Below are 21748 nucleotides of genomic sequence, written 5' to 3' on the forward strand. Positions count from 1 at the left end.
CAATACGAAACGGATTCCATTCAAATAGGGCAACGATTTGCTGGTTAAAATCAAATCAGCTAAGAAAATCAACCATTGGAGTGGAAGATGAGCGACAAGATTTTGCAGCTAACAGACGCAAGTTTTGATAGCGATGTGATTAATGCTGCGGGCCCGGTACTCGTCGATTTTTGGGCTGAATGGTGTGGTCCTTGTAAGATGATTGCCCCAATTCTTGACGAAATCGCGGATGAGTACGAAGGCAAGCTAACGATTGGTAAATTAAATATCGATCAGAATGCAGCAACGCCACCAAAATTTGGCATCCGTGGTATTCCAACATTGCTACTGTTTAAAGACGGTGGCGTAGCCGCAACGAAAGTTGGCGCGCTATCAAAAAGTCAGCTGAAAGAGTTCTTAGACGCGAATCTATAAGTAACTCTGATTCGAACTGTGCACAATTTCTCAGTTGTGCACGGTTTGACTTACGTCTATGCTAGACGGATGAGATCTTTAGTGCTAACTTAACGCACAGAAAACATCTTTTTGTTCATTCCTTGACCAGCCCCATTGGTCGACCCTATCTCAATAAACATAGAACCCCTATTTTGACTGACAAGAAACCCACCACTATGAATCTGACCGAATTAAAGAACCAACCTATTTCCAAGTTGGTTGCGCTTGGCGAAAGCTTAGGATTAGAAAACCTGGCACGCTTGAGAAAACAAGATATTATCTTCTCCATTCTCAAGCAGCATGCGAAAGGTGGTGAGGACATTTTTGGAGATGGTGTTCTAGAAATTCTTCAAGATGGCTTTGGCTTCCTTCGCTCTTCAGACAGCTCTTACCTTGCCGGCCCTGATGACATCTATGTTTCACCGAGCCAAATTCGCCGTTTCAATCTTCGCACTGGTGATACCATTGCCGGGAAGATCCGACCGCCAAAAGATGGCGAGCGTTATTTTGCGCTATTGAAAGTCAATGAAGTTAACCACGATAAGCCAGATAACGCGCGTAATAAGATTTTATTTGAAAACTTAACCCCATTGCATGCAAATGATCGTATGCGTATGGAGCGTGGTAACGGCTCGCGTGAAGATATCACTGCGCGTGTACTTGATTTGGCTTCACCAATTGGTAAAGGTCAGCGTGGTCTGATTGTTGCTCCGCCAAAAGCGGGTAAGACCATGTTGCTACAGAACATCGCCCAAAGTATTGCCCACAATCACCCAGAATGTGAATTGATGGTATTGCTGATTGATGAGCGCCCGGAAGAAGTAACAGAAATGCAGCGCTTGGTTAAAGGTGAGGTTATTGCCTCTACGTTTGACGAACCAGCATCACGTCACGTACAAGTTGCTGAAATGGTAATTGAAAAAGCCAAGCGCCTTGTTGAGCACAAAAAAGACGTTGTTATCTTACTCGATTCAATTACACGTCTAGCACGTGCATACAACACCGTGATCCCGTCATCTGGTAAAGTATTGACTGGTGGTGTTGATGCTAACGCACTTCACCGTCCGAAGCGTTTCTTCGGTGCGGCACGTAACGTTGAAGAGGGTGGTAGCCTGACAATCATTGCAACGGCATTGGTTGATACTGGTTCTAAGATGGATGAAGTAATTTACGAAGAATTTAAAGGTACAGGTAACATGGAACTGCACCTATCTCGTAAGATTGCTGAGAAACGTGTTTTCCCTGCGATTGACTTTAACCGTTCAGGTACGCGTCGTGAAGAGCTATTGGCGAAAGCAGATGAACTACAGAAAATGTGGATCCTGCGTAAGATTGTTCACCCGATGGGTGAAACCGATAGCATGGAGTTTTTGATCGACAAGTTATCAATGACGAAAACGAACGATGAGTTCTTTGACGCGATGCGTCGTCAAAAGTCATAATTTAGTCGTTTGACTCACAGTTTATTGAAACGCCACCTTGTGTGGCGTTTTTTATTACTTGCAGTTTAGGTATTATTGAGCGGTGTGCAATTATCACGCTGTGTTTGTAACTCAGACAACGGAAATTGATCTTGAGTACCCACATATTTAGAGTTATTGCCTTTAAGCAGGGTGGCTTTGGTAGTTTCTTTTCTCTCCTCATCATTTCACCAGGGAGGTGACATGCGACTAGGACGGTGCATGCTGATAGGGCTTTTAGTTGGGAGTATGGCAATGGCAAATGGCACTGAGGTGTCAGAGCTGGAAGTGAGCCAAGTTCTAACTTCTCCTATCGTTCAGGATCGGGTAGCGGCGTTGACGACGCTCTATGATCACAGTGACTTTCGCGCGCTAGAATTTAAATTATCGCAATTATCTGACTTCCAGCAAGAAGCTGTTCGTAGTCGGTTAGTCTCACATGCGGTGGATTTCGGCACCCTTGATCAAGCCAAAGCCGATTGGTTACAGGCACAGGCCGAACGTAAACCCAAGTTCAATGTTATTGAGCAGGGTGATGGCTATTTAGTAACACAAAGTGCTTTTCATTATGGCGCACAGGCGCGTGGACTGGTTCTAAAATGGCAGCAAACCCTCTTGGCTCAGGCGATGGTGGCAAATGCCGAGGCTGGAGAGTTAGTGCTGTCAGAGTGGCTTCGCGGTGATCTACCCACCCAAACGGTACGCCGAGATATCTTTTTGGCCCAGCTTCCCTCCTTATCAGATCAAGCTGTAACGCAATTAGCGGCGCAGTTTTCCACTGACAGTAAATTGGTCTGGTTGCCTGATAACGCGATTATAGCGGCATTGGCTGCAGTTTCCGATGAACCTGCGGTGTACCACTTACTATGGCGCCGACGCAGTGATCACTACAGCGTCGCTGAGGTTCAGCGATTAGCCCTGCTAGCTCCGCAACCTGAAGCGATTGAACAGTTGATGGCGGCGACAATCAACCCATCGCTAAAACAACAAGCTTATCGCTCGTTGGTGACATTAAATCCTTTGCCTGTCACGGCTCGTGAGTTTCTAAAAGGCAAGCTCGGTGAAGTGGACGATGGTCAGTTGGTGGCGTTTGAATTGGCTAACCATGGCTATATGGATTGGCTGGAGCAATTAGCTTTGGTCAGTAGTAATCAGGTATTTCAACGAAACCTTGAAGCTGCGGTAACTAAGCTGCCTTAAGCGGGTTCATTGCGGTATTTTCAGCTGTTTTGACGTTAACAACTCGTTATAATGGCATGATAATTATTTGCAGTAATCGGTCACCGCACCGGTGCTGGTGTATTTAAATATGGATAACTGCGAAGCAATGAAGTTCAAGGATTTGCGTGAATTTATTGACTACCTCGAGCAGGAAGGTCAGCTAAAACGTATTAAGCAACCGATCGACCCCGATCAGGAAATTACTGAAATTTGCGACCGTACACTGCGTGCGGGAGGCCCAGCCTTGCTGTTCGAGAACCCGGTTGGCTATGATATGCCTGTTCTGGCTAACTTGTACGGCACTCCTGGGCGTGTTGCTATGGGCATGGGGCGTCAGGATGTCAAAGAGCTGCGTGAAGTCGGCAAGCTGTTGGCATACCTTAAGGAGCCTGAGCCACCCCGCGGCTTTCGTGATGCCATTGATAAGCTGCCCGTTTTCAAGCAAGTGCTGAACATGCCGGTTAAGCGTCTGCGTAACGCACCATGCCAACAAGTGGTGTGGGAAGGCGACGAGGTTGATCTCGATAAAATCCCAGTGATGAGCTGCTGGCCGGGTGATGTCGCACCATTGTTGACTTGGGGGCTCACTATTACCAAGGGGCCAAAGAAAAAACGCCAGAACTTGGGTATTTACCGCCAGCAAAAAATCGGTAAAAACAAGATCATCATGCGTTGGTTGGCTCACCGTGGTGGGGCGCTAGACTTACGCGACTGGATGGAAACCCATCCCGGTGAACGCTTTCCTGTGACTGTCGCATTTGGTGCCGATCCTGCCACCATCCTTGGTGCCGTTACCCCTGTCCCCGATACGCTGTCTGAATATGCGTTTGCAGGGTTACTGCGTGGCAGTAAAACCGAAGTTGTAAAAAGCATCAGCAATGACTTGGAAGTGCCTGCCAGCGCGGAAATCGTGATGGAAGGGTACATTGACCCCAACGAGTTTGCCGATGAGGGCCCATACGGTGATCATACGGGTTATTACAACGAGGTAGAGCGTCACCATGTCTTCACCATTACCCATGTCACCATGCGTAAAGACCCTATTTATCACAGTACCTACACCGGCCGTCCACCCGATGAGCCTGCTGTTTTAGGAGTTGCCCTAAATGAAGTTTTTGTGCCGATTTTGCAGAAACAATTCCCTGAGATAGAAGATTTCTACCTGCCGCCTGAAGGGTGTTCGTACCGCATGGCTGTGGTCACAATGAAGAAGCAATATCCGGGTCATGCCAAGCGTGTGATGATGGGGGTATGGTCCTTCTTACGCCAATTCATGTACACCAAGTATGTGGTGGTGTGTGACGATGATGTCAACGCACGTGACTGGAACAGCGTGATTCAGGCTATGACCACGCGAATGGATCCGGTCCGAGATACCTTGTTGATAGAGCATACACCGATCGACTCGCTCGATTTCGCTTCTCCTGTGGTCGGCCTTGGCTCAAAAATGGGATTGGATGCCACCATTAAGTGGGACGCTGAAACCGTCAATATGCCGAGCGAAAGTGGGCTGTTTAACCCTGATTTCGATATCGAAGCGGGGACTCAGGTATTACTTCAGCAATTCCCAGAAATTGTCGATTTCTATTTACCACCGGAAGCGGAGGCAAATAGAATGGCGATTGTGAGTATCAAGAAAAATGCCGCTGGCCATGCACGCAAAGTGATGGACGGGATCTGGTCATTCTTGTGCCAGTTTACCGATGCCAAGTTTGTGATTGTCTGCGACGATGATGTCAATGTCCGCGATTGGAATGATGTCATTTGGGCGATCACCACCCGTATGGATCCAAGCCGTGATACGTTATTGATTAAGGGTGGATCCACAGGAGCGTCTGCGATAAGCCAGGGCTCTAAAATGGGGATGGATGCGACGAACAAGTGGCCAGGAGAGACTGACCGCGAGTGGGGCATACCTATAGCCAAAGATGCTGAAGTTGTCGCGAAAGTTGACGCTATCTGGAATGAATTAGGGATCTTGGGTTAACCCAAGGCCAATAAGCTGCCCGAGATGATCGGGCTTGAGAAACCATTATATGCATCAAGTACGCCTGTTGCCCCATAACCTCACTTTTCCTGCCAATGGGCAGCAAACAGTATTGGAGGCTGCGCTCAACGCAGGCATCGCTTTTCCTAACCGCTGTCAGGTCGGTGCTTGCGCTATGTGCATGTGCCGAAAGAAAACGGGCGAGATAAGTTACCAACTAGCGCCTATGCTTACTGAGAACGAGCAAGCCGAAGGTTGGATCTTTGCCTGTCAGGCCGTAGTGAAAAGCGACTTGGTATTAGAGCTAGACTAGAGGAAGAGAATGTCCATCAAATGTGAAGTAAAGTCAGTCGAATCATTGGCCTGTAATACATTTAAAATTTTATTACAGCCTGAAGCCGCCATTGAATTTAAAGCGGGTCAATACTTACTGGCCGTCATGGGCGAAAAAGACAAACGTCCGTTTTCGATCGCGAGTAGCCCGTGCCGTGATAATGAATTAGAGCTGCACATCGGTGCGGCTGAACATAATCCGTATGCTATGGAAGTGGTAGAGGCAATGAAAGCTGCTCTGGCTTCTGGTGGCTCTATCGAGATTGAAGCACCGCACGGTGATGCATGGGTGCGCGAAGATAGTGATAAGCCTTTGTTGCTGATAGCTGGCGGTACAGGCTTTTCTTATGTTCGCAGTATCTTAGATAATTGCTTAAGCCGCGGTGTGAGCCAACCTATTTTTGTTTACTGGGGTGGACGTGATGAATGCCAGCTGTATGCAAATGATGAGCTGCAATCACTGGCCGCACAATACCGTAACCTGACCTATGTACCTGTGGTCGAAATGGCACCAGAAAATTGGCAGGGCAAAGTGGGGAATGTACTCGAAGCGGTGAGTGACGACTTTGTTAGCCTATCAGCTTATGACATTTATATTTGCGGTCGTTTTGAGATGGCAGGCGCAGCACGTGAGCAATTCTCTGCCGAGAAGGGTGCGGAACGTGAGCGTATGTTTGCTGATGCATTTGCATTCATCTAAAGCCAGATAATATCGCGGCATCAACAATAAAAAGGCGAGATTGACTATCTCGCCTTTTTTCGTGGGCGTGTGAAAAAAACGCTATGCTGATGTGTTACCACGAGAGAGCTCAACTTTACGTTTTACCCATGTTTCATTCAGCCACAATGAGAAAATGATGATCCCCCCGCCCAGCAGTAGGCGAGGATAGTCAACATCGCTACTCCAAATCACAAGGTTTACAATTAGCCCAGCAGGAACGAGCGCATTATTCATAATTGCTAAAGCCCCTGCGTTGACCATGGTCGCCCCCTTATTCCAGATGAAATAGCCCAGTCCAGAAGCCACAATGCCTAGGTAGGTGAGGATCCCCCATTGGGTGCTGGTCGTTGGCAGCTGTTCGCTGTTGCCAAACAGCAGGAACATTGGCAAGGCCACGCAAACCGCCCCTAAATAGAACAGCCCAAACACGGTATGTTGTGGTAGGTCGGCTTTCTCTTTTTCCATGATTCGTTTGTAGCCAACCTGGCCGATAGCAAACGAGAGGTTTGCACCTTGTACAATGAAAAAGCCAATAATGAAGTCTGCATTGATCCCTTCGAATTTGATCACCGCTGCCCCCAATACGGCAATGGCCGCTGTGATTAGGTACCACGCTGAAAACTGGCGGTGTAGAAAGTCATAGATCAGTGTGACGTAGATTGGGGTGAAAATGGTAAACAGCAGTACTTCCGGTACACTTAAATGAAGGAATGACTGATAGTAAAAGCAGTACATGATGCCAAGCTGGAAAGCACCGACAGTCATTAATTTAAGAGAGAGTAATACGTGTAGGTGTTGCTTACGTAGAAAAGGTAAAAAGACCAGCGCAGCAAGCGATACGCGGGTTAATACCGAGAACCAAGCATCCACTTGTCCTGCTAGGTAAACGCCGATTAAGCTAAATGAAAAAGCCCATAACAGGGTGATCGCGGAGAGGTATCCCATAATAATTGGTTGTTCGCAGTAAGAGTATGGCGCTAGTGTAGCGAATTATCAGGGCAAGCAACACGTGTAGAGTTGTGATGATGGGCAGGTAAGAGCAGCGGTAGCGATGCATGGGTGATCGCTACCGAACTTCAGTGACGTACGAAAGTAACTATTAACGTCAGCGGCTATTTCAATGGCACCATAAGCATATCAACCGGAGTACGGTTAATGAGTTGCTTGGCTGAACTAAGCAGCTTGCTCCAAAAATCTTGGTGGTGGCCGCAAACAACGAGTTCAATATTGAGGTCATCGATAGCATGGCAAATTTCTTCGCTGAGATCACCACTGCCAACTAGTGTATGAGATACAGGATAATTGGCTTTTTCTGCGAGTATTTTTAGCTGTTTTTGTGCATCGTCGGCCATACGGTGTTGGGCATCGGATAAGTTGATATCGATGAGGCCAGTATATAATTCTGCGTAATTCACATCGATATGGATCAGTGACAACTTGGCATCAAGTGGTTTGGCAAGCTGGGCTGCTTTGCTGACGAGAAGAGCGCTGTCTTCAGAGAGGTCGATAGCGACCAAAATGTGTTTATAAGCCATATATTTCACTCCTTGACCTCAATGGTGTCTCTCATGCTAGCACCGAGGCCGAATAAAAAATATAGGCTAGATCGCAACTTATTGAGAGAAAAACAGTGAAAATCATCTTAAATAAATCGTTTGAATTTACACGCGTTTTTAATGATAACCGCTAGATTTTGAAATCAAAGGAGGAGATTGTTCGTCAACCTTACCTTTGGGTTGCATTCTCATTATTGCATTGTGACAATGGGGAAAAGGCGTTTTCATACCTATCGATGAGATTGGTATAAACTAGAATAGATAGGAGTAGTGCGATGTTAGCTCAAGCAATGGTTGAAAAACTTAACGAGCAGATTAATTTGGAGTTCTTTTCTTCTAATCTTTACCTGCAAATGAGTGCGTGGTGTGAAGATAAAGGCTTTGAAGGTGCCGCAGAGTTTTTACGCGCGCATGCTGTTGAAGAGATGGAACATATGCAGCGTCTTTTCACTTACGTGAGTGAAACTGGTGCGATGCCAATTTTGGGCTCTATTGAAGCACCAAAGCACGAGTTTGCATCGTTGGGTGATGTGTTTCGTGAAACGTATGAGCATGAACAGTTGATCACTAAGCAAATCAACACACTTGCCCATGTCGCGTTCACCACTCAAGACTACTCTACGTTTAACTTCTTGCAGTGGTATGTAGCAGAGCAGCACGAAGAAGAAAAACTATTTAAAGGCGTTCTGGATAAGATTGAGCTTGTTGGTGAAGACGGTAAAGCGCTGTTCTTCATTGATAAAGATCTTGCCGCGATGGCAAAAGCTGGATCTTCATCAGTTATGGATACACAAGCTGGCTAATGTGTCTGGGGCGAGTCATTCGTCCCTTTCATCATCACCCTGTCAGCTGCCAAGTCACGTTGTTCGGGGGCTATATGATTAGTGGTGATGCACTTATATTCGCACTTTTTTTGGTCGCTGTGGTGAACGTTTCCCGTTATGTCAGTACCTTGCGTACTTTATTGACGGTTATGCGCGAATGCGACCCTCTTCTCTACCAACAAGTTGATGGCCGAGGCTTCTTCTCATCCCAGGGAAATGTCTCTAAGCAAATCAGATTGTTTCATTACATCCGCAGCCATCAGTATGAAAAGCACCATGATCCGGTGTTTATGGCAAAATGCATTAAGGTACGTAAATTGTTTGTCTTAGCAAGTACTTACCTAATGGTATTTTTTGTCTCTATCTTTGTTGTTGCCTACCTTGGGATATAGTGCCGTGCGGGGATAAAATCGCCGCTCACTGCATTAAATTGCTCAGGTGTCTTGCCATCTTGTAAATATGAAACTAAGTTAGCGGCCAAATAATCAAACATATGATATGTGGTTGCGATGAATCGGGTTTATCAATGGTGGGATGCGCTGCAAAGAGGCGTTAGTCAAGACTGGATGAGCAATGTCGGCTTACTGTTATTGCTCAGTGCTGTTTTGTGGGGGGCGTGGTTATTAGTAACCCGTCACCTTTCGACTGCTGCAAGTAAAACACGGCTAGTGTGGGATGATGCATTGGTGGGTGCCATTAGAAGGCCGGTTAGCTGGCTGATTTGGCTCTGGCCTGCGGCCTTCTCACTGGGTGTCGTGATCGATAATACCTCCGACTATTCCAGTGCCTTCTTGACGAATGTTCGCCACCTAATGTTGGTATGGACGTTTATATGGGTGTTACTACGCCTGATCACTAATGCTGAACATGCAATTTGCCTGACAGCAAAAGATGTTACTAGCATTAATGCCGTCTCTAAAATCCTCCGGCTGGTGGTGTTAGTTATCGGTGGTTTGGCTATGATGCAGAACCTCGGATTGAGCTTATCGGGGGTACTGACGTTTGGTGGTGTCGGGGGCTTGATTGTTGGTATGGCGGCGAAGGATTTGTTGGCTAACTTCTTCGGCGCGATCATGATTTATTTTGATAAGCCTTTTAAGCTGGGTGATTGGATCCGCAGCCCTGATCGGGAAATTGAAGGCACCGTCGAGAAAATTGGTTTTCGCATGACCGTGATCCGCACCTTTGATAAACGGCCTTTGTATGTGCCTAATGCCGTATTCAGTTCGATTGTGGTTGAAAACCCATCACGGATGCATAATCGACGCATTAAGCAAAAAATTGGCCTCCGTTATCAGGATGCTGGCGTGATCAATTTGGTGGTTGATGACATTAAAGCCATGTTATTGGCACACCCTGAGATCGATACACGCCAAACCTTAATTGTTAGCTTTGATAATTACGGCCCTTCTTCGCTCGATATTCTTATTTATACCTTCACCAAGACGACTGGCTGGGTGGAATATAAGGCTATTCAGCAAAGCGTGATGCTGGAAATAACCCAAATCGTCCGTCAGCACGGCGCGGACTTCGCCTTTCCAACAACGACCATTCGTATGGCAGAGTCACCGTTTCAACCTAATATTCTGCCACAGACCGCAGCCAAGCATGGATAACGGTTTCTATTCCAGCGGTTGGTAGGTAGAATAGCCATCTAGATTAGGGATGCAGACCAAGATTGGTTACCGCATCCCTTTTTTTATTTGTTTAGCAACGGTCGTTAACGGTAGAGATATGGCAGAAAAGTTCGATGTAGTAATAATTGGTGCCGGTGCAGCGGGCCTGATGTGTGCAGCAGAAGCGGGCAAGCGTGGTCGCTCTGTGCTGGTGGTCGATCATGGTAAGAAGCCGGGACGTAAAATTCTGATCTCTGGCGGTGGCCGTTGTAACTTTACCAACTACGATGTGGCGGCGAGTAACTTTGTTTGTCGTAATCCGCACTTTGCTAAATCGGCCTTGTCGCAATATACCCAATGGGATTTCATCTCGATGATTGCCAAGCACGATATTGCCTATGAAGAGCGCGATCATGGCCAGCTATTTTGCGAAGACTCAGCCAAAGATATCGTGAAAATGCTGCTGGCGGAATGTGACTTGCCTACCGTTCAACAGCGTTACCGTGTTGATGTTCATGCTATTGATAAAACAGAAAATGGCTTCAGTCTTAAGCTGAATACGGATTTAGTGGAGTGCGAGTCGCTGGTGATTGCGACTGGTGGCTTGTCGATGCCCAAGCTTGGCGCCACACCGTTTGGTTACCAAGTTGCCGAGCAATTTGGCCTGAAGATGATCCCAACAACGGCAGGCTTAGTGCCTTTCACCCTGCATAAAGAAGAAAAAGAAGCCTTTGCTGAGTTATCAGGCATTGCGATACCAGCGGTGATTGAGGCAGAAGACGGCACCACATTTAAAGAGAATTTGCTGTTTACTCACCGTGGCTTATCGGGGCCTGTGGTACTACAAATTTCATCTTATTGGACGCCAGGACAAAAAGTGACGATTGATTTGTTGCCTACTCTCGATTTGGACGAAACGTTGACGGCCATGCGTGAGCAGAACCCAAATCAAAGCTTGAAGAATTCACTTGCTCGTTTACTGCCAAAACGTTTGATTGAAGTGTTGATCGCTCGTGGTGATTTAACCGATAAGCCATTGAAACAGTTTAACCCGAAAGAAATCACCGCAATGGCGGCCTATTTCCATCAATGGCATATCGCGCCAAATGGAACCGAAGGTTACCGAACCGCGGAAGTCACGCTGGGCGGTGTTGATACCGATGAATTGTCATCAAAAACCATGGAAGCGAAGAAAGTGCCGGGCTTGTACTTTGCTGGTGAAGTAATGGATGTCAGTGGTTGGTTGGGAGGCTACAACTTCCAGTGGGCATGGAGCTCAGGCTTCGTCGCCGGGCAATATGCCTGATTTTCATTACGGCGAATGAAGAAAACGGCGCAATGCGCCGTTTTTTATTGGTGAGATGGAATTGATTGGTTGAGGTGATTGGTGAACACCACGCCATTACACCTTGGCTACATTTTTTACGCATTGTTTCTACGTCTGTCAGTTTCTGTCAAATTCTTGTCGATTTCACTAGCGAGATGAGTAAAAAAGCCTATAATCCGCCCGCTTTATTTTAATTATAAAAACTTTGGGAGTTAACCTTGATGAAAAAGATCGCAATGAAAGCTGTCGCGATGACCATTCTTGCTACATCACTAACAGGCTGTATTGGCCAGATGGGCACATCTCAATTAGTGACCAAAGCAAACCTAAGCGCTGTTGATAACCGCTATGGCCGTGCTGGCCTATTTGTTTTGCTTAGCCCAGTATATGGTATTGCAGCAACGGCTGATTTGTTCATCTTTAACTCGGTTGAATTTTGGACGGGTAAGAACCCAATTACTGGCAAATCACCAGCAGTAGCGGATACGCCAGTCGATGCCATTTTCAAAGTAAATGACAAACTCGATCCGTCGATGACGACAGTACCTCTAGCAAGCGTTCAAAACAGTGATATTGAAGCTGCAAGCTTCCGTCAGTTAGATGAGAAAACATTGGAAATGAACGTCGTTTATCAAGGCGGCGAGAGCGCGGTATTGCGTGGCGAGAAAGCGGGCGATGATGTGAATTTCTACCTAGATGGTGAATTCATTACTGCGGTTAGCGTTGAAGAGCTAAGCCAGTACGCGAATAACCAAGCATAATCGGTTACTTGCTATCAGCGCATAAACGGGAGCCTAGGCTCCCGTTTTTTGTTTTTGTCTCATGATCTTGTCAACTTTACGCGTGGTCGGTTGGCTGCAGAGCCTGCCACAGTATGTGGAATGCGCCATCTTGATATGCCAGCTGCGTGGCCAGATCCGGTTGCTCGGCAAACAATCGAGCAGTGGATAAAAAGTGGTGATGGCAAAAATTTAAAATCAATGTCTGCGGCAGGGGAGCCAGTAGGTGCTGCTGTTGTGCTTGGCTAATGAGCGCTGGCAGAAATCCCATCGTGGCCGCCATATAGTCGTGGTGTTCACTCAGGGGGTAATCAGGATCGTGATTGAACAGCAGCATGAACTGTACGTCATCCGGGTGTGACAGTGCCCAGTGCAGTGCTTGTTCCCAGTAATGCTGTACTTGCTGGCGCAGCGTTCCTTCTGGCGGCTGGGAGGTCATGGCGGACGCTAATTTGGTTTTTGTCTGTAGATGCAGCGCCCGAATGAGCGCTTGTTTGGTCGGGAAATGATGGAACAAGGTGCCCGTTGCCACGCCCGCTTGCTTGGCAATGCTCGCGGTCGTGGTTGTGCTAATGCCCTGCTGGGCAAATAGTGTGAGGGCGGTTTGCAGGATCTGTTGTTGCTTACTCACCATTTTCTCCTATCGCATAAAGAACGCTAACATTAGTTTTTGCCACCACCGGCCATAGGGTGGGGTGATTAGCTTTGCTGTGGTGAAGGTACCACGTGATAACACAGTTTTGGCATGTGAGAGGGTTAAGAATCCTTCTTTGCCGTGATAGTGACCCATACCTGAAGGACCAATACCGCCAAACGGGGCGTCATCTGCTGCGACATGCAGTACCGTTTCATTGATACCCATTCCGCCGGAGTGAGTAGCCAGCTTGACCCGCTCTTGTGTTTCAATATTAAGGCTCATTAGGTACAAGGCTAATGGGCGGGGCCGCTCTTGGATATAGTTGATCGCTTGTTCTAGGCTTTGATAGCCGATAACAGGCAGAAGAGGGCCAAAGATTTCTTGCTGCATTAAGGTTGCTTCAGGTGCGACATCAGTAAGAAGGTGCGGGATCATCCGGTGCTGTTCATTATCGCGGGCGTTATCATGGCATGGGTGAACAGTGGCACCCAGCGATTGTGCTTCGTCAAGCCAGCTAATTAAGCGCTGATATTGGCGGGGGCTAATCACCGATGAAAAATCGCGATTGGCCGCGCCGTTGGGATAAAGGCAATTAAATTGGCGCTTAAACTCATCGACAAATTCTTTTTCTCGTCCTTCTGGTACTAAAACATAGTCGGGGGCGACGCAAATTTGTCCTGCGTTCATGCATTTACCAAAAATCATCCGTTCAACCGCGAGGTTCATAGGGATGTCATCGGCGATCAATACGGGAGATTTCCCTCCCAACTCTAAAGTGACAGGGGTTAAGTTATCGGCAGCGGCACGCATGACATGATGACCAACGGCCGTCGAACCAGTAAAAATCAGGTGATCAAACGGGAGCTGACTGAAATACGCAGCAGCATCGGCTTCACCTTCAAATGTTGAGACGTAATGACTATCAAACGTGTCAGCTAATAACGATTTCAGTACTCTATTAGTGGCTGGCGTAAACTCACTGAGTTTGAGCATCGCGCGGTTACCCGCTGCGATGGCGGTGATCAGTGGGCCAAGGCTCAACATCACGGGAAAGTTCCATGGCACGATAATCCCAACAACCCCTACGGGCTGATAGTGAACACGGACTTTTGCTGGCGCGAGGGCCAGCCCAGCATGGCGTCGCGAGGGTTTCATCCACTGTTTTAAGTGACGTAAGCTGTAGTTGATATTGGTGATGCTTGGCATGATATCAGCCACTAAGCTGTCTTGATGACTACGTTGGCCATAGTCCTTTTCAAGCGCTTGGCAGAGTTCAAGCTTGTGTTTTTTAACCGCATTTTTCAGAGCCATCAACTGCGCTTTTCGTTGTTCTAATGATGGCATGGGAGCGGCTTGATAAGCGGCTTTTTGTGCCGCCAGCGTACTGTCCATTTGCTGGCAAAGGCTAGGTGTGACATTGATTTTTTCCACTACCGTCATTGGCTTACTCTCCGTGGTTGCGTATATCGACACTAAAACCGACTAGTCAGTCGGTTTTAGTGTAGGTGATATTTTAGCCATTGATCAAGCGGAGTTAGCGAAATAATTAGAAACACTCAGGCATTGTTCAGCTTAACCAAGCTCTCAGCCGTTTTTCTTGTGCCCGCTCTTGTCGGCTTGAAAAACCTCGATAAAAGCATTGAAGTAATACTGGAGGTGTTGAGCGTCAAGGGGGTAGCCGAGCTGCTCAAGTACGACAATGCCAGCCTCGCAAGTGCATAAATTCCCCGGCTGTTGGTTACGCCTGAGTTGATATGCAGAGCGCGAGGCCGGTGAGAGTTCAAGCCGAGGTAAACTGGCTAGCCACGGGCTACGGCGCACCATTTTGCGCGCTTCTTGCCACGTTGCATCAAGTATGATCACCAACGGGGTTTTGCCAGTGGGTTTACGGTATGGGGTTGCTGGGATTGCCTCATCCCCCGGGAACAGTAACCATGGCTGATATTGTGGGCTGGCGAGCATCTTGAGCAATGCTTGAGGTGGGTTGACGCGATCCCATATTTGGCGCTCGCAGTGGGGTAAACTGCGTGCCATTAAGGCCCCTGTATTGGTGTCTTTGCCGAGCTCTTTAGGGTGAGTCAGTAAGATAAATGGGATCTCGCAATGGAGATCAGGTTCAGCATCGCAGATACAGTTGTGGTGGAACCCGCAGCGAGGGCAGGTTTGTTGGTTACTCATGGTGATAATATTAGGCTAAGTAGGGCATACCACAGAGTGTGGCATACCCTGAACACAACTAGCAATGCATGACGTTAACTAGGGTTGAGTGTGTGGTTGCCGTTCAAGCTCAAGTCCATTGCCGCTAAGCGGGAAGGTTTGCCCGTTGATCGTTTCTTCCTGGGTTGTTAGCGCGCTATTGTCAAACGTGAACAAGCGTTCGCTGATCAATCGGCGCCCCTGCAGGCTCACCATCGTGACTTTGACTTGGGTTGGGCTGACTTGTTGCCAAAAGCCACTTTCTTTGAGGCTTGGCTCACCTGATGGGTAGTCGTAGCGAGTTACCGCGGAATGATCAGGCTTGAGTTCAATGGTTGTGGTAAGAGTGGGGGTTTCGCCCATCATACTGGTGCCTTGATATTGCCCGACCCATCCTTTGGTTACATCTGTGGCCCCAACAGTTGCACAGCCCTGATATTGTTTTCCCTGCCAGTTTAATTTGGCCTGCCAGCCAAATAACGAATCACTCATGGTGTCGCTACACGTATTTTTGGTCATGACCAAAGAGAAGTCTTTGCCTGAGTATTGTTGTTGCCCGCTTTGAATATGCTGCGTGGTGATGTTTTGCTGTGCTTCGGCTTGGCCAATACGGAGTAGGGTTGCTTGACCGTCCTCTATTTCAATACTCCACCCCGGTTCATTACCAAAAGCACGAGTTGTACGGGGAGGCTGCTGGCAGCCTTGGCGCATCTCACTCGATAGTAAGTTGATTTGTTTGACGGTAAAACGTGCATCATAGCCAGCCGCAAAGCCATCTTCAGGCGCAGGCTCCAGAAAACCGATGAATTCGCCGTACATTGGCTCGTAGCCTGGACGTGTGATGGTATTAATATCTTGCTGTGTACTGGAAGGGAGCTGGAGCCAGTACTGCTGGCTGCTGCCGCAGGGTTGGATACTGCGGTTTTCATGGCCAATAACCACATTGCCGCGAAGCATGAAGGCTTGTACTTTCCCGTCTTCTGCGGGTGACTGTGTGGTCGGGCTGGCGGTATCTGGCTGTGGTGTTGGGTTACTGGCACACCCCGCAAGTAAGGTGAGCACTGCCACTGAGGTGGCGAAGGCTGTTCGTTGGAGTGTCATCAGGTTCCCTTATTGTGGTAGGTTGGAGCTAAAGTCAGTGATATCAGATAAAAAAGAAGAGTACTAGGATGGCGTATTGGTTATTTAAGACAGAGCCAGATACTTTTTCCATAGACACCTTAAAGCAGCAAAAAGTTTCTTGTTGGGAAGGCGTCAGGAACTATCAAGCACGTAATATGATGCGGGATGACATCAAGCTGGGTGATGAAGTGTTTGTCTACCACTCTTCTTGTAAAGATGTTGGTGTTGTGGGGATTGCCAAGGTGGTGAAAGAGGCTTATCCCGATCATTTCCAATTTGATCCGGAAGGGCCTTATTTTGACCCGAAATCAGCCCCTGATAACCCGCGCTGGATCATGGTTGATATTGAATACCAGCGTCACTTGCGACTGGTGCCACTCAAGCGGATTAAGGCGAATCCATTACTGGAAGCGATGCCATTGGTGAAGCGGGGTAACCGTTTAAGTATCATGCCGGTAACGGCTGAGCAATGGCAGGAAATATTGCAAATGACTGGGCAGTTCTAGTTGTTAGCCTATCAGCAATAATGAAAAAGCTGCCTATTTGGCAGCTTTTGTTTCAGCATTATATTGGTAACGTAATTCGGCTTTACTTTAAGAACAAATCAGTCAGGTAGTGAGCAACGGCCTCGTCTTGGCAAGAGCCGATAATTTCATTTTCAGGCAGCGCTTTTTTCACTTTTTCGTGAGAGGTGTCCATGACCAGCCCTTTCCCCGCCATGCTGAGCATCTCGACATCGTTCATTCCGTCGCCAAAGGCAATACAGTCGGCAAGGGTGCAGCCTTTTTCTTTTGCGACGGCTTCTAATGCATGGCCTTTTGAAACGCCCGCATCCATAACCTCTAAGCACCAAGGTGTTGAAAAGGCAATGTTGGCGCGATCGCCAAAGTGCTCATTGAAACGCTCTTCCCATTCAACCAACTTGTCATGGTCACGATCATCGCGGGTAAAGAATATTTTTGCGACCCCATCTTGCGGTGGATTGTCGACATCAAATAGCTGATAGCAGAAAGTCTCGTGGAAATCACGCAAGGCTGGGTCTTCTGCATTTAGCAGCCAATCATCATTGCGGTAAATATGAATTTTTAGCTCTGGGTCATTTTTGGTGAGTGCTACTAGACCACTAACGATCGAAGCGGGTAGATCTTGTTTGAAAACCACCTCACCTTTGCAGTTATGCACGCGAGCACCATTAGAGGTGATCATATAAGCCGGAATTCCCAATTCCTCTCGCATGCCTGCGACATCAATATGGTGGCGACCTGTTGCGAAGATAAAGTCTTTGCCTTGTTGGTGCAGTTGGTTCAGCACGTTTTTGGTATAAGGGGCAAGCTTATGCTCAGGGGTCAGCAAAGTGCCATCTAGATCGGATGCAATAATTTGGTACATGAAACCTCTCGCTAAAGGAACAGAGGCCCAAAGTGATATCACAACATCAAAGGTTGGCAACCAAGAAGGTCGCCTATCCCGACAGAAGGCACTTTGGGGAAAGCAGCATGAATAGTAAACCAGAACACTCAATAATAAGGAGGTTAATTTACAGTTTTGCTATTTCCGCTTTCCGAAAGTGATTGATGGTCGCCGTGAGTACCGGCTGACGGTACGTATCGCTCTCAAATAACAACTCGTGGCGAGCCCCGTTAATGACTTGGAGCTGGCATTGTCTTTCGGCACTTTGCATCGCTTGACAGAAACGATGATGAGCTTGATTATCAATGATGGTGTCGTTACTGGCTTGCAGTAACAGCACGGGAGTGGTGATCTTCGAGGCCAGCTCAATGCACTGTTTTGCGGCTGCAATGCCTTGCCATACCCAACGGGCACTCGGCCCACCGATTTTAAGCTCGGGCTTGTTATTATAGAGATCGCGGAACCATTGATAGCGTACTTCACTTTGGCATAAAGGATTATCAATGAAGGGTTTCGGGTAGTAGGGTACTTGACCTGGGGCATAGTCAGGTTGGCGTTGAAGCTGTTCAACGACCCGCGCAAGTGGAGAGGCGATAGGCCGCATCCAATTCTTTATGTTAATACCGTGCATTGGCGCGCTGAGTACGGCACTGTCGATGAGAGCAGGATTGCGCGCTAGAAATAAACTACCAACCGTCCCGCCCATCGAATGCGCGAGCATGAAATGCTGTTGGTAATTTTTCGGCGCTATTTCAGTCATGAAAAAAGTTTCTAAATCGGTGACATAGTCGGAGAACTCTTCAACATGACCCAACTCGCTATCGTTAGTGAGACGGCCTGACATACCTTGTCCGCGATGATCAATGGCATAGACGTCATAACCTTGTTGCACTAAGTCATAGATCAACTCTTGGTATTTCCAGTAGCTTTCGACCCGTCCGTTAACCAGTAGGATCATTTTTTCTGAAGGTTTAGCAGAGAATGATGCCCAATGAATCGAGAGTTGGTCGACACCGCTGAAAGCACCTTCCTTACGTTGCTGCCAAAGCTCGGTGATTGGCCCCGCCATTGTTTTGAGGTAATGGGATTCTTGGGTAAAATTAAAATAGTGGGGAGGTTGGATGGTCATTTGGCTTCCTGATTATCAGCAACATTGGCAAGTATAACCTACAGAGGTGGAAGGAAGTACATGATCGTGTTGCCTTTAATCATGAACTACTGTTAACGTGTCGCGATTTTAGGTGTTTTGATGTTAAATATCGTTATTATTGGTGGTAAGTAGTCATAAATGACGAATTACTTAGCAAGAGAGGAATATTGTGAATATTGATGTATGGCTGGCTTATCTCGTGACGGCCATTGTATTTAGCCTTGCGCCGGGGTCTGGTACGGTGAATTCGATCAGCAATGGCATGGTCTACGGCTGGCGAAAATCGTTGGCTTCAATCTTGGGGTTACAGATTGGCCTCGCGATTCATATTGGGTTGGTCGGTGTAGGGCTTGGTGCGGTGATTGCTCAGTCAGCCGAAGCATTTACATTGATCAAGTGGGTGGGTGTTGCTTATCTCATTTGGCTTGGCGTTCAGAAATGGCGTGAACAGACCACGTTGTCGGTCAGTATACCAACGGACGATATCTCAGGTTATCAATTATGCCGACAAGCCGTACTGGTGAATTTGACCAACCCCAAAACAGTGGTCTTTTTAGTCGCGTTATTTCCGCAATTTTTGACCCCGACATTGCCTCAGGCTGAACAATTATTGATCTTAGGTGTGACGACTGTCGCTGTTGATACGTTGGTGATGCTGGCATACGTTGCACTAGCGTCACGCCTTGCAAGTTATATTCGTTCACAGCGTATAATGGCTGGGCTGAATCGTGTTTTTGGTTCGATGTTTATTGGCTGCGGTGCATTGCTGGCGACAGCAAAAGCATAATCGTCGTCTAATGACAGATAGGACAGTGATATACTGACCTCGGCTTTGTTCTTGTTTATAGCTTTGATGCTCGGGGTTTGTAGCTCAACCATGTATTCCTATGTCGCACGTCAGCCCATTTTTAATCGTCAGCAGCGAACTGCTGGATATGAACTGTTGTTTCGTGATGGCGAGAATAATGCTTTTCCTGACATCGAGGAAAATAAGGCAACCTGTCGCTTGCTGGTTGAAAACTTTATGGCGGTAGGTGAAAACCCAGCGACCAGAGGAAAACGCAACTTCATAAATTTTCCATATCAAAGCCTGATCCGGTTATTACCCATGTTGCTGCCGAAAAAGCAGGTTGTGATCGAGGTACTGGAAAGTTGCGAGCCAGACGATGAGTTGTTTCTTGCGATTCGCCGACTTAATAAGCTTGGGTATCTTATTGCGTTAGACGATTTTGATATGGACAAACGTTGGCAACGATTCTTACCTTATGTGCACATCATTAAACTTGATTTGATGACCATTGGTCTTACTGTTGCGTGTGAGTATGTTGCTCAGAACCGCCACCGTAAATTGATGTTTTTGGCCGAAAAAGTCGAAACACATGAAGACTTTATGGTGACATTCAATGCGGGTTTTCATTTTTTCCAAGGCTACTATTTTAGCAAGCCAGAATTAGTGAAAAATCGATTGATCGAGCCAGAACGGCTTTCAACTTTGCGGTTACTTCAAGAAGTATGCCGTGAAGAAGTTAATTTTGATCGCATCGAAAAAATTATCATTGCAGATGTCTCATTGTCATATTTGTTGTTGCGTTATGTGAATACTGCAGCGAGTCGTACCTTGGTGCCGATCAGTACCTTCCGCCAAGCCCTTGTCTACCTTGGAGAAGACAAGCTGAAGATGTTTGTCAGCGCGGTGGCGACGGCACAGGCTTCAATAGATAAGCCGCGTGAGCTGTATGCAATGTCTCTCCAGCGGGGCCGGATGTGTGAAGTACTCGCCGAAAGCAGCGGTTTATCCATCGCAGGAGAAAAAGCCTTTTTAACCGGGCTCTTTTCTTTGATCGACGCGCTGTTAGATAGCCCATTAGAGGAGCTCATCCCCTTACTCCCGCTTGAGCCTGATATGTGCAATGCACTCCTAAAGCGGGAAGGCGTGTTAGGGCAGATACTGACTCTACTCGATGCTTATGAACAGGCGGACTGGGAGCGAGTTAGCTCATGCTGTGAGCAGCTAGCGATTAGTGAAGAGCGGGTAGTTCGGAGTTACCAGTCGGCACTCAAGTGGTCATCATCTTACTTACAGGCAACGCCCCGGTCTGTAAGTGCCTAAGGTAAGAGAGTGCTATTTTTGATATTGGCTTAGCGCTTTTACTGCCGCAGCCAATGCAGGATTTAGTGTCTTGTTGGCTGGGTAACATAGCCCTAACCGACGAAACATCCGTGGGCCATCGAGTGGTACTGTTACCAATCGCTTTGCCGTTTCCAGCACCCCGGTTGGCAAAAAAGAAATCCCGAGCCCTGCTTGCACTAAGTGCATTACTTGGGTCTTATGCTCGCCCTTGGCAACCAAGTTAACGGCTAATCCATCACAGGCAAGTAAACCAATGGTTTGCTGATGTGCCTCGCAAGGGGGGCACTCGATAAAATCATGCTGGTGGAGCTGATCTGGGCGAACAAGCTGGTGCTGGGCTAATGGGTGGTCTGGCAGCATGCATAGCACATAATCCTCATCCCATAATGGCAGAAAGATCTCATCATCTCCTTTAAATATATCCAGCGTTATCCTGCCATCAGCGGGAGCATCATGATCGACAAGTTCGAGCAGTAGATTCGGCACATCTGCGTTTAGCTTTGCCATGACACCGGCCAGCTCGGATTGACTTAAGTCTGGAAAGTTACCTAATTTAAGTGATAAGCACTCAGTACGTTGCTGGAATAGGCTTGGAAGGCGATTCACATCAGCCAATAGCCTGACTGCTAGCGGGTATAGATAATGCGCTTCATCGCTCAGGTTCACGCCTTTTTTATGACGTTCGAACAGTGGTGTGTTCAGCTCAGCTTCCAATTGTTTAATGGCGTTTGAAATTGAGGGCTGGGAAACAAAACAGCGCTCGGCAGCGAGCGTGATATTTTTTTCTTCGTAAACGGCGACAAAAAAACGGAGTAAGCGTAAGTCCATAGTGGTAACCCGCAT

The 21748-nt window shown here is 47.5% G+C and carries 23 protein-coding genes; 14 read left to right on the forward strand and 9 right to left on the reverse strand.

Translation table 11 applies throughout. The annotated features are described in order from the left end of the window. Positions 1 to 87: 87 nt before the first annotated feature. The 6 genes from trxA (at position 88) to fre (ending at position 6136) form a co-directional block, all read left to right on the forward strand. The gene (trxA, locus tag L4D78_RS06210) at positions 88 to 414 is read left to right on the forward strand and encodes a thioredoxin TrxA (RefSeq protein WP_428466111.1); all 327 of its coding nucleotides are present in this window, start codon (positions 88 to 90) and stop codon (positions 412 to 414) included. A gap of 197 nt (positions 415 to 611) precedes the next feature. Further along, positions 612 to 1877: a transcription termination factor Rho gene (gene rho / locus L4D78_RS06215; RefSeq protein WP_428456518.1), complete on the forward strand. Its 1266-nt coding sequence runs from the start codon at positions 612 to 614 to the stop codon at positions 1875 to 1877. Between the two features lie 222 nt (positions 1878 to 2099). Next, the gene (locus L4D78_RS06220) at positions 2100 to 3095 is read left to right on the forward strand and encodes a hypothetical protein (RefSeq protein WP_428466112.1); all 996 of its coding nucleotides are present in this window, start codon (positions 2100 to 2102) and stop codon (positions 3093 to 3095) included. 127 nt (positions 3096 to 3222) lie between these two features. Continuing rightward, a complete protein-coding gene (gene ubiD / locus L4D78_RS06225; RefSeq protein WP_428466263.1) occupies positions 3223 to 5103 on the forward strand; it encodes a 4-hydroxy-3-polyprenylbenzoate decarboxylase in 1881 nt (626 codons plus the stop codon). A 49-nt stretch (positions 5104 to 5152) separates the two neighbouring features. Next, entirely contained in the window at positions 5153 to 5416 is a 264-nt protein-coding gene (locus tag L4D78_RS06230; RefSeq protein ID WP_428456520.1) for a 2Fe-2S iron-sulfur cluster-binding protein, read from the forward strand. A gap of 9 nt (positions 5417 to 5425) precedes the next feature. Then, the gene (fre, locus tag L4D78_RS06235) at positions 5426 to 6136 is read left to right on the forward strand and encodes an NAD(P)H-flavin reductase (protein ID WP_428466113.1); all 711 of its coding nucleotides are present in this window, start codon (positions 5426 to 5428) and stop codon (positions 6134 to 6136) included. A gap of 81 nt (positions 6137 to 6217) precedes the next feature. On the opposite strand, the gene L4D78_RS06240 is transcribed toward fre, so the two are convergent. Next, complete coding sequence (locus tag L4D78_RS06240; protein WP_428466114.1) at positions 6218 to 7102, reverse strand: carboxylate/amino acid/amine transporter; 885 nt, start codon at positions 7100 to 7102, stop codon at positions 6218 to 6220. A 167-nt stretch (positions 7103 to 7269) separates the two neighbouring features. Next, positions 7270 to 7692, reverse strand: coding sequence for a universal stress protein (locus tag L4D78_RS06245; RefSeq protein ID WP_428466115.1), 423 nt, complete (start codon positions 7690 to 7692; stop codon positions 7270 to 7272). Positions 7693 to 7988: 296 nt separating this feature from the next. Between L4D78_RS06245 and ftnA the strand changes: the two genes are divergently transcribed. The 5 genes from ftnA (at position 7989) to L4D78_RS06270 (ending at position 12241) form a co-directional block, all read left to right on the forward strand. Next, complete coding sequence (gene ftnA / locus L4D78_RS06250) at positions 7989 to 8516, forward strand: non-heme ferritin (RefSeq protein ID WP_428456524.1); 528 nt, start codon at positions 7989 to 7991, stop codon at positions 8514 to 8516. A gap of 74 nt (positions 8517 to 8590) precedes the next feature. Then, positions 8591 to 8929, forward strand: coding sequence for a universal stress protein UspB (gene uspB, locus L4D78_RS06255; protein WP_428456525.1), 339 nt, complete (start codon positions 8591 to 8593; stop codon positions 8927 to 8929). A gap of 117 nt (positions 8930 to 9046) precedes the next feature. After that, a complete protein-coding gene (locus L4D78_RS06260; protein WP_428466116.1) occupies positions 9047 to 10153 on the forward strand; it encodes a mechanosensitive ion channel family protein in 1107 nt (368 codons plus the stop codon). Between the two features lie 118 nt (positions 10154 to 10271). Beyond that, positions 10272 to 11459: a BaiN/RdsA family NAD(P)/FAD-dependent oxidoreductase gene (locus L4D78_RS06265; RefSeq protein WP_428466117.1), complete on the forward strand. Its 1188-nt coding sequence runs from the start codon at positions 10272 to 10274 to the stop codon at positions 11457 to 11459. 242 nt (positions 11460 to 11701) lie between these two features. Beyond that, positions 11702 to 12241 carry a DUF3332 domain-containing protein gene (locus tag L4D78_RS06270; protein WP_428466118.1) on the forward strand — a complete coding sequence of 180 codons (540 nt, stop codon included), beginning with the start codon at positions 11702 to 11704 and terminating at the stop codon, positions 12239 to 12241. 76 nt (positions 12242 to 12317) lie between these two features. On the opposite strand, the gene L4D78_RS06275 is transcribed toward L4D78_RS06270, so the two are convergent. The 4 genes from L4D78_RS06275 to L4D78_RS06290 form a co-directional block, all read right to left on the reverse strand. Further along, positions 12318 to 12890, reverse strand: a complete 573-nt coding sequence (locus tag L4D78_RS06275; protein ID WP_428466119.1) for a TetR/AcrR family transcriptional regulator — start codon at positions 12888 to 12890, stop codon at positions 12318 to 12320. A gap of 9 nt (positions 12891 to 12899) precedes the next feature. Beyond that, positions 12900 to 14336: a coniferyl aldehyde dehydrogenase gene (locus L4D78_RS06280; RefSeq protein WP_428466120.1), complete on the reverse strand. Its 1437-nt coding sequence runs from the start codon at positions 14334 to 14336 to the stop codon at positions 12900 to 12902. Between the two features lie 144 nt (positions 14337 to 14480). Next, positions 14481 to 15074: a tRNA-uridine aminocarboxypropyltransferase gene (locus tag L4D78_RS06285; RefSeq protein ID WP_428466121.1), complete on the reverse strand. Its 594-nt coding sequence runs from the start codon at positions 15072 to 15074 to the stop codon at positions 14481 to 14483. Between the two features lie 78 nt (positions 15075 to 15152). Next, complete coding sequence (locus L4D78_RS06290) at positions 15153 to 16193, reverse strand: COG3650 family protein (protein WP_428466122.1); 1041 nt, start codon at positions 16191 to 16193, stop codon at positions 15153 to 15155. Between the two features lie 68 nt (positions 16194 to 16261). Between L4D78_RS06290 and L4D78_RS06295 the strand changes: the two genes are divergently transcribed. After that, on the forward strand, positions 16262 to 16720 hold the full coding sequence (locus L4D78_RS06295; RefSeq protein ID WP_428466123.1) for an EVE domain-containing protein: 459 nt from the start codon (positions 16262 to 16264) through the stop codon (positions 16718 to 16720). 82 nt (positions 16721 to 16802) lie between these two features. Here L4D78_RS06295 and L4D78_RS06300 read toward each other — a convergent pair whose 3' ends face one another. Both L4D78_RS06300 and L4D78_RS06305 read right to left on the reverse strand, forming a co-directional pair. Further along, positions 16803 to 17603 (reverse strand): Cof-type HAD-IIB family hydrolase, encoded by an 801-nt coding sequence (locus L4D78_RS06300; RefSeq protein ID WP_428466124.1) that lies wholly within the window; start codon positions 17601 to 17603, stop codon positions 16803 to 16805. Between the two features lie 148 nt (positions 17604 to 17751). Then, positions 17752 to 18753 (reverse strand): alpha/beta fold hydrolase, encoded by a 1002-nt coding sequence (locus L4D78_RS06305; RefSeq protein WP_428466125.1) that lies wholly within the window; start codon positions 18751 to 18753, stop codon positions 17752 to 17754. Positions 18754 to 18943: 190 nt separating this feature from the next. Here L4D78_RS06305 and rhtB point away from each other — a divergent pair, with 190 nt between their 5' ends. Continuing rightward, on the forward strand, positions 18944 to 19561 hold the full coding sequence (gene rhtB / locus L4D78_RS06310) for a homoserine/homoserine lactone efflux protein (RefSeq protein ID WP_428466126.1): 618 nt from the start codon (positions 18944 to 18946) through the stop codon (positions 19559 to 19561). Between the two features lie 90 nt (positions 19562 to 19651). After that, positions 19652 to 20884, forward strand: coding sequence for an EAL and HDOD domain-containing protein (locus L4D78_RS06315; protein WP_428466127.1), 1233 nt, complete (start codon positions 19652 to 19654; stop codon positions 20882 to 20884). A 12-nt stretch (positions 20885 to 20896) separates the two neighbouring features. On the opposite strand, the gene L4D78_RS06320 is transcribed toward L4D78_RS06315, so the two are convergent. Next, positions 20897 to 21733: a LysR family transcriptional regulator gene (locus L4D78_RS06320; protein WP_428466264.1), complete on the reverse strand. Its 837-nt coding sequence runs from the start codon at positions 21731 to 21733 to the stop codon at positions 20897 to 20899. Positions 21734 to 21748: the final 15 nt, after the last annotated feature.

The organism is Photobacterium minamisatsumaniensis (genome assembly GCF_050336695.1).
GTDB classification, from domain to species: Bacteria; Pseudomonadota; Gammaproteobacteria; order Enterobacterales; family Vibrionaceae; genus Photobacterium; species Photobacterium minamisatsumaniensis.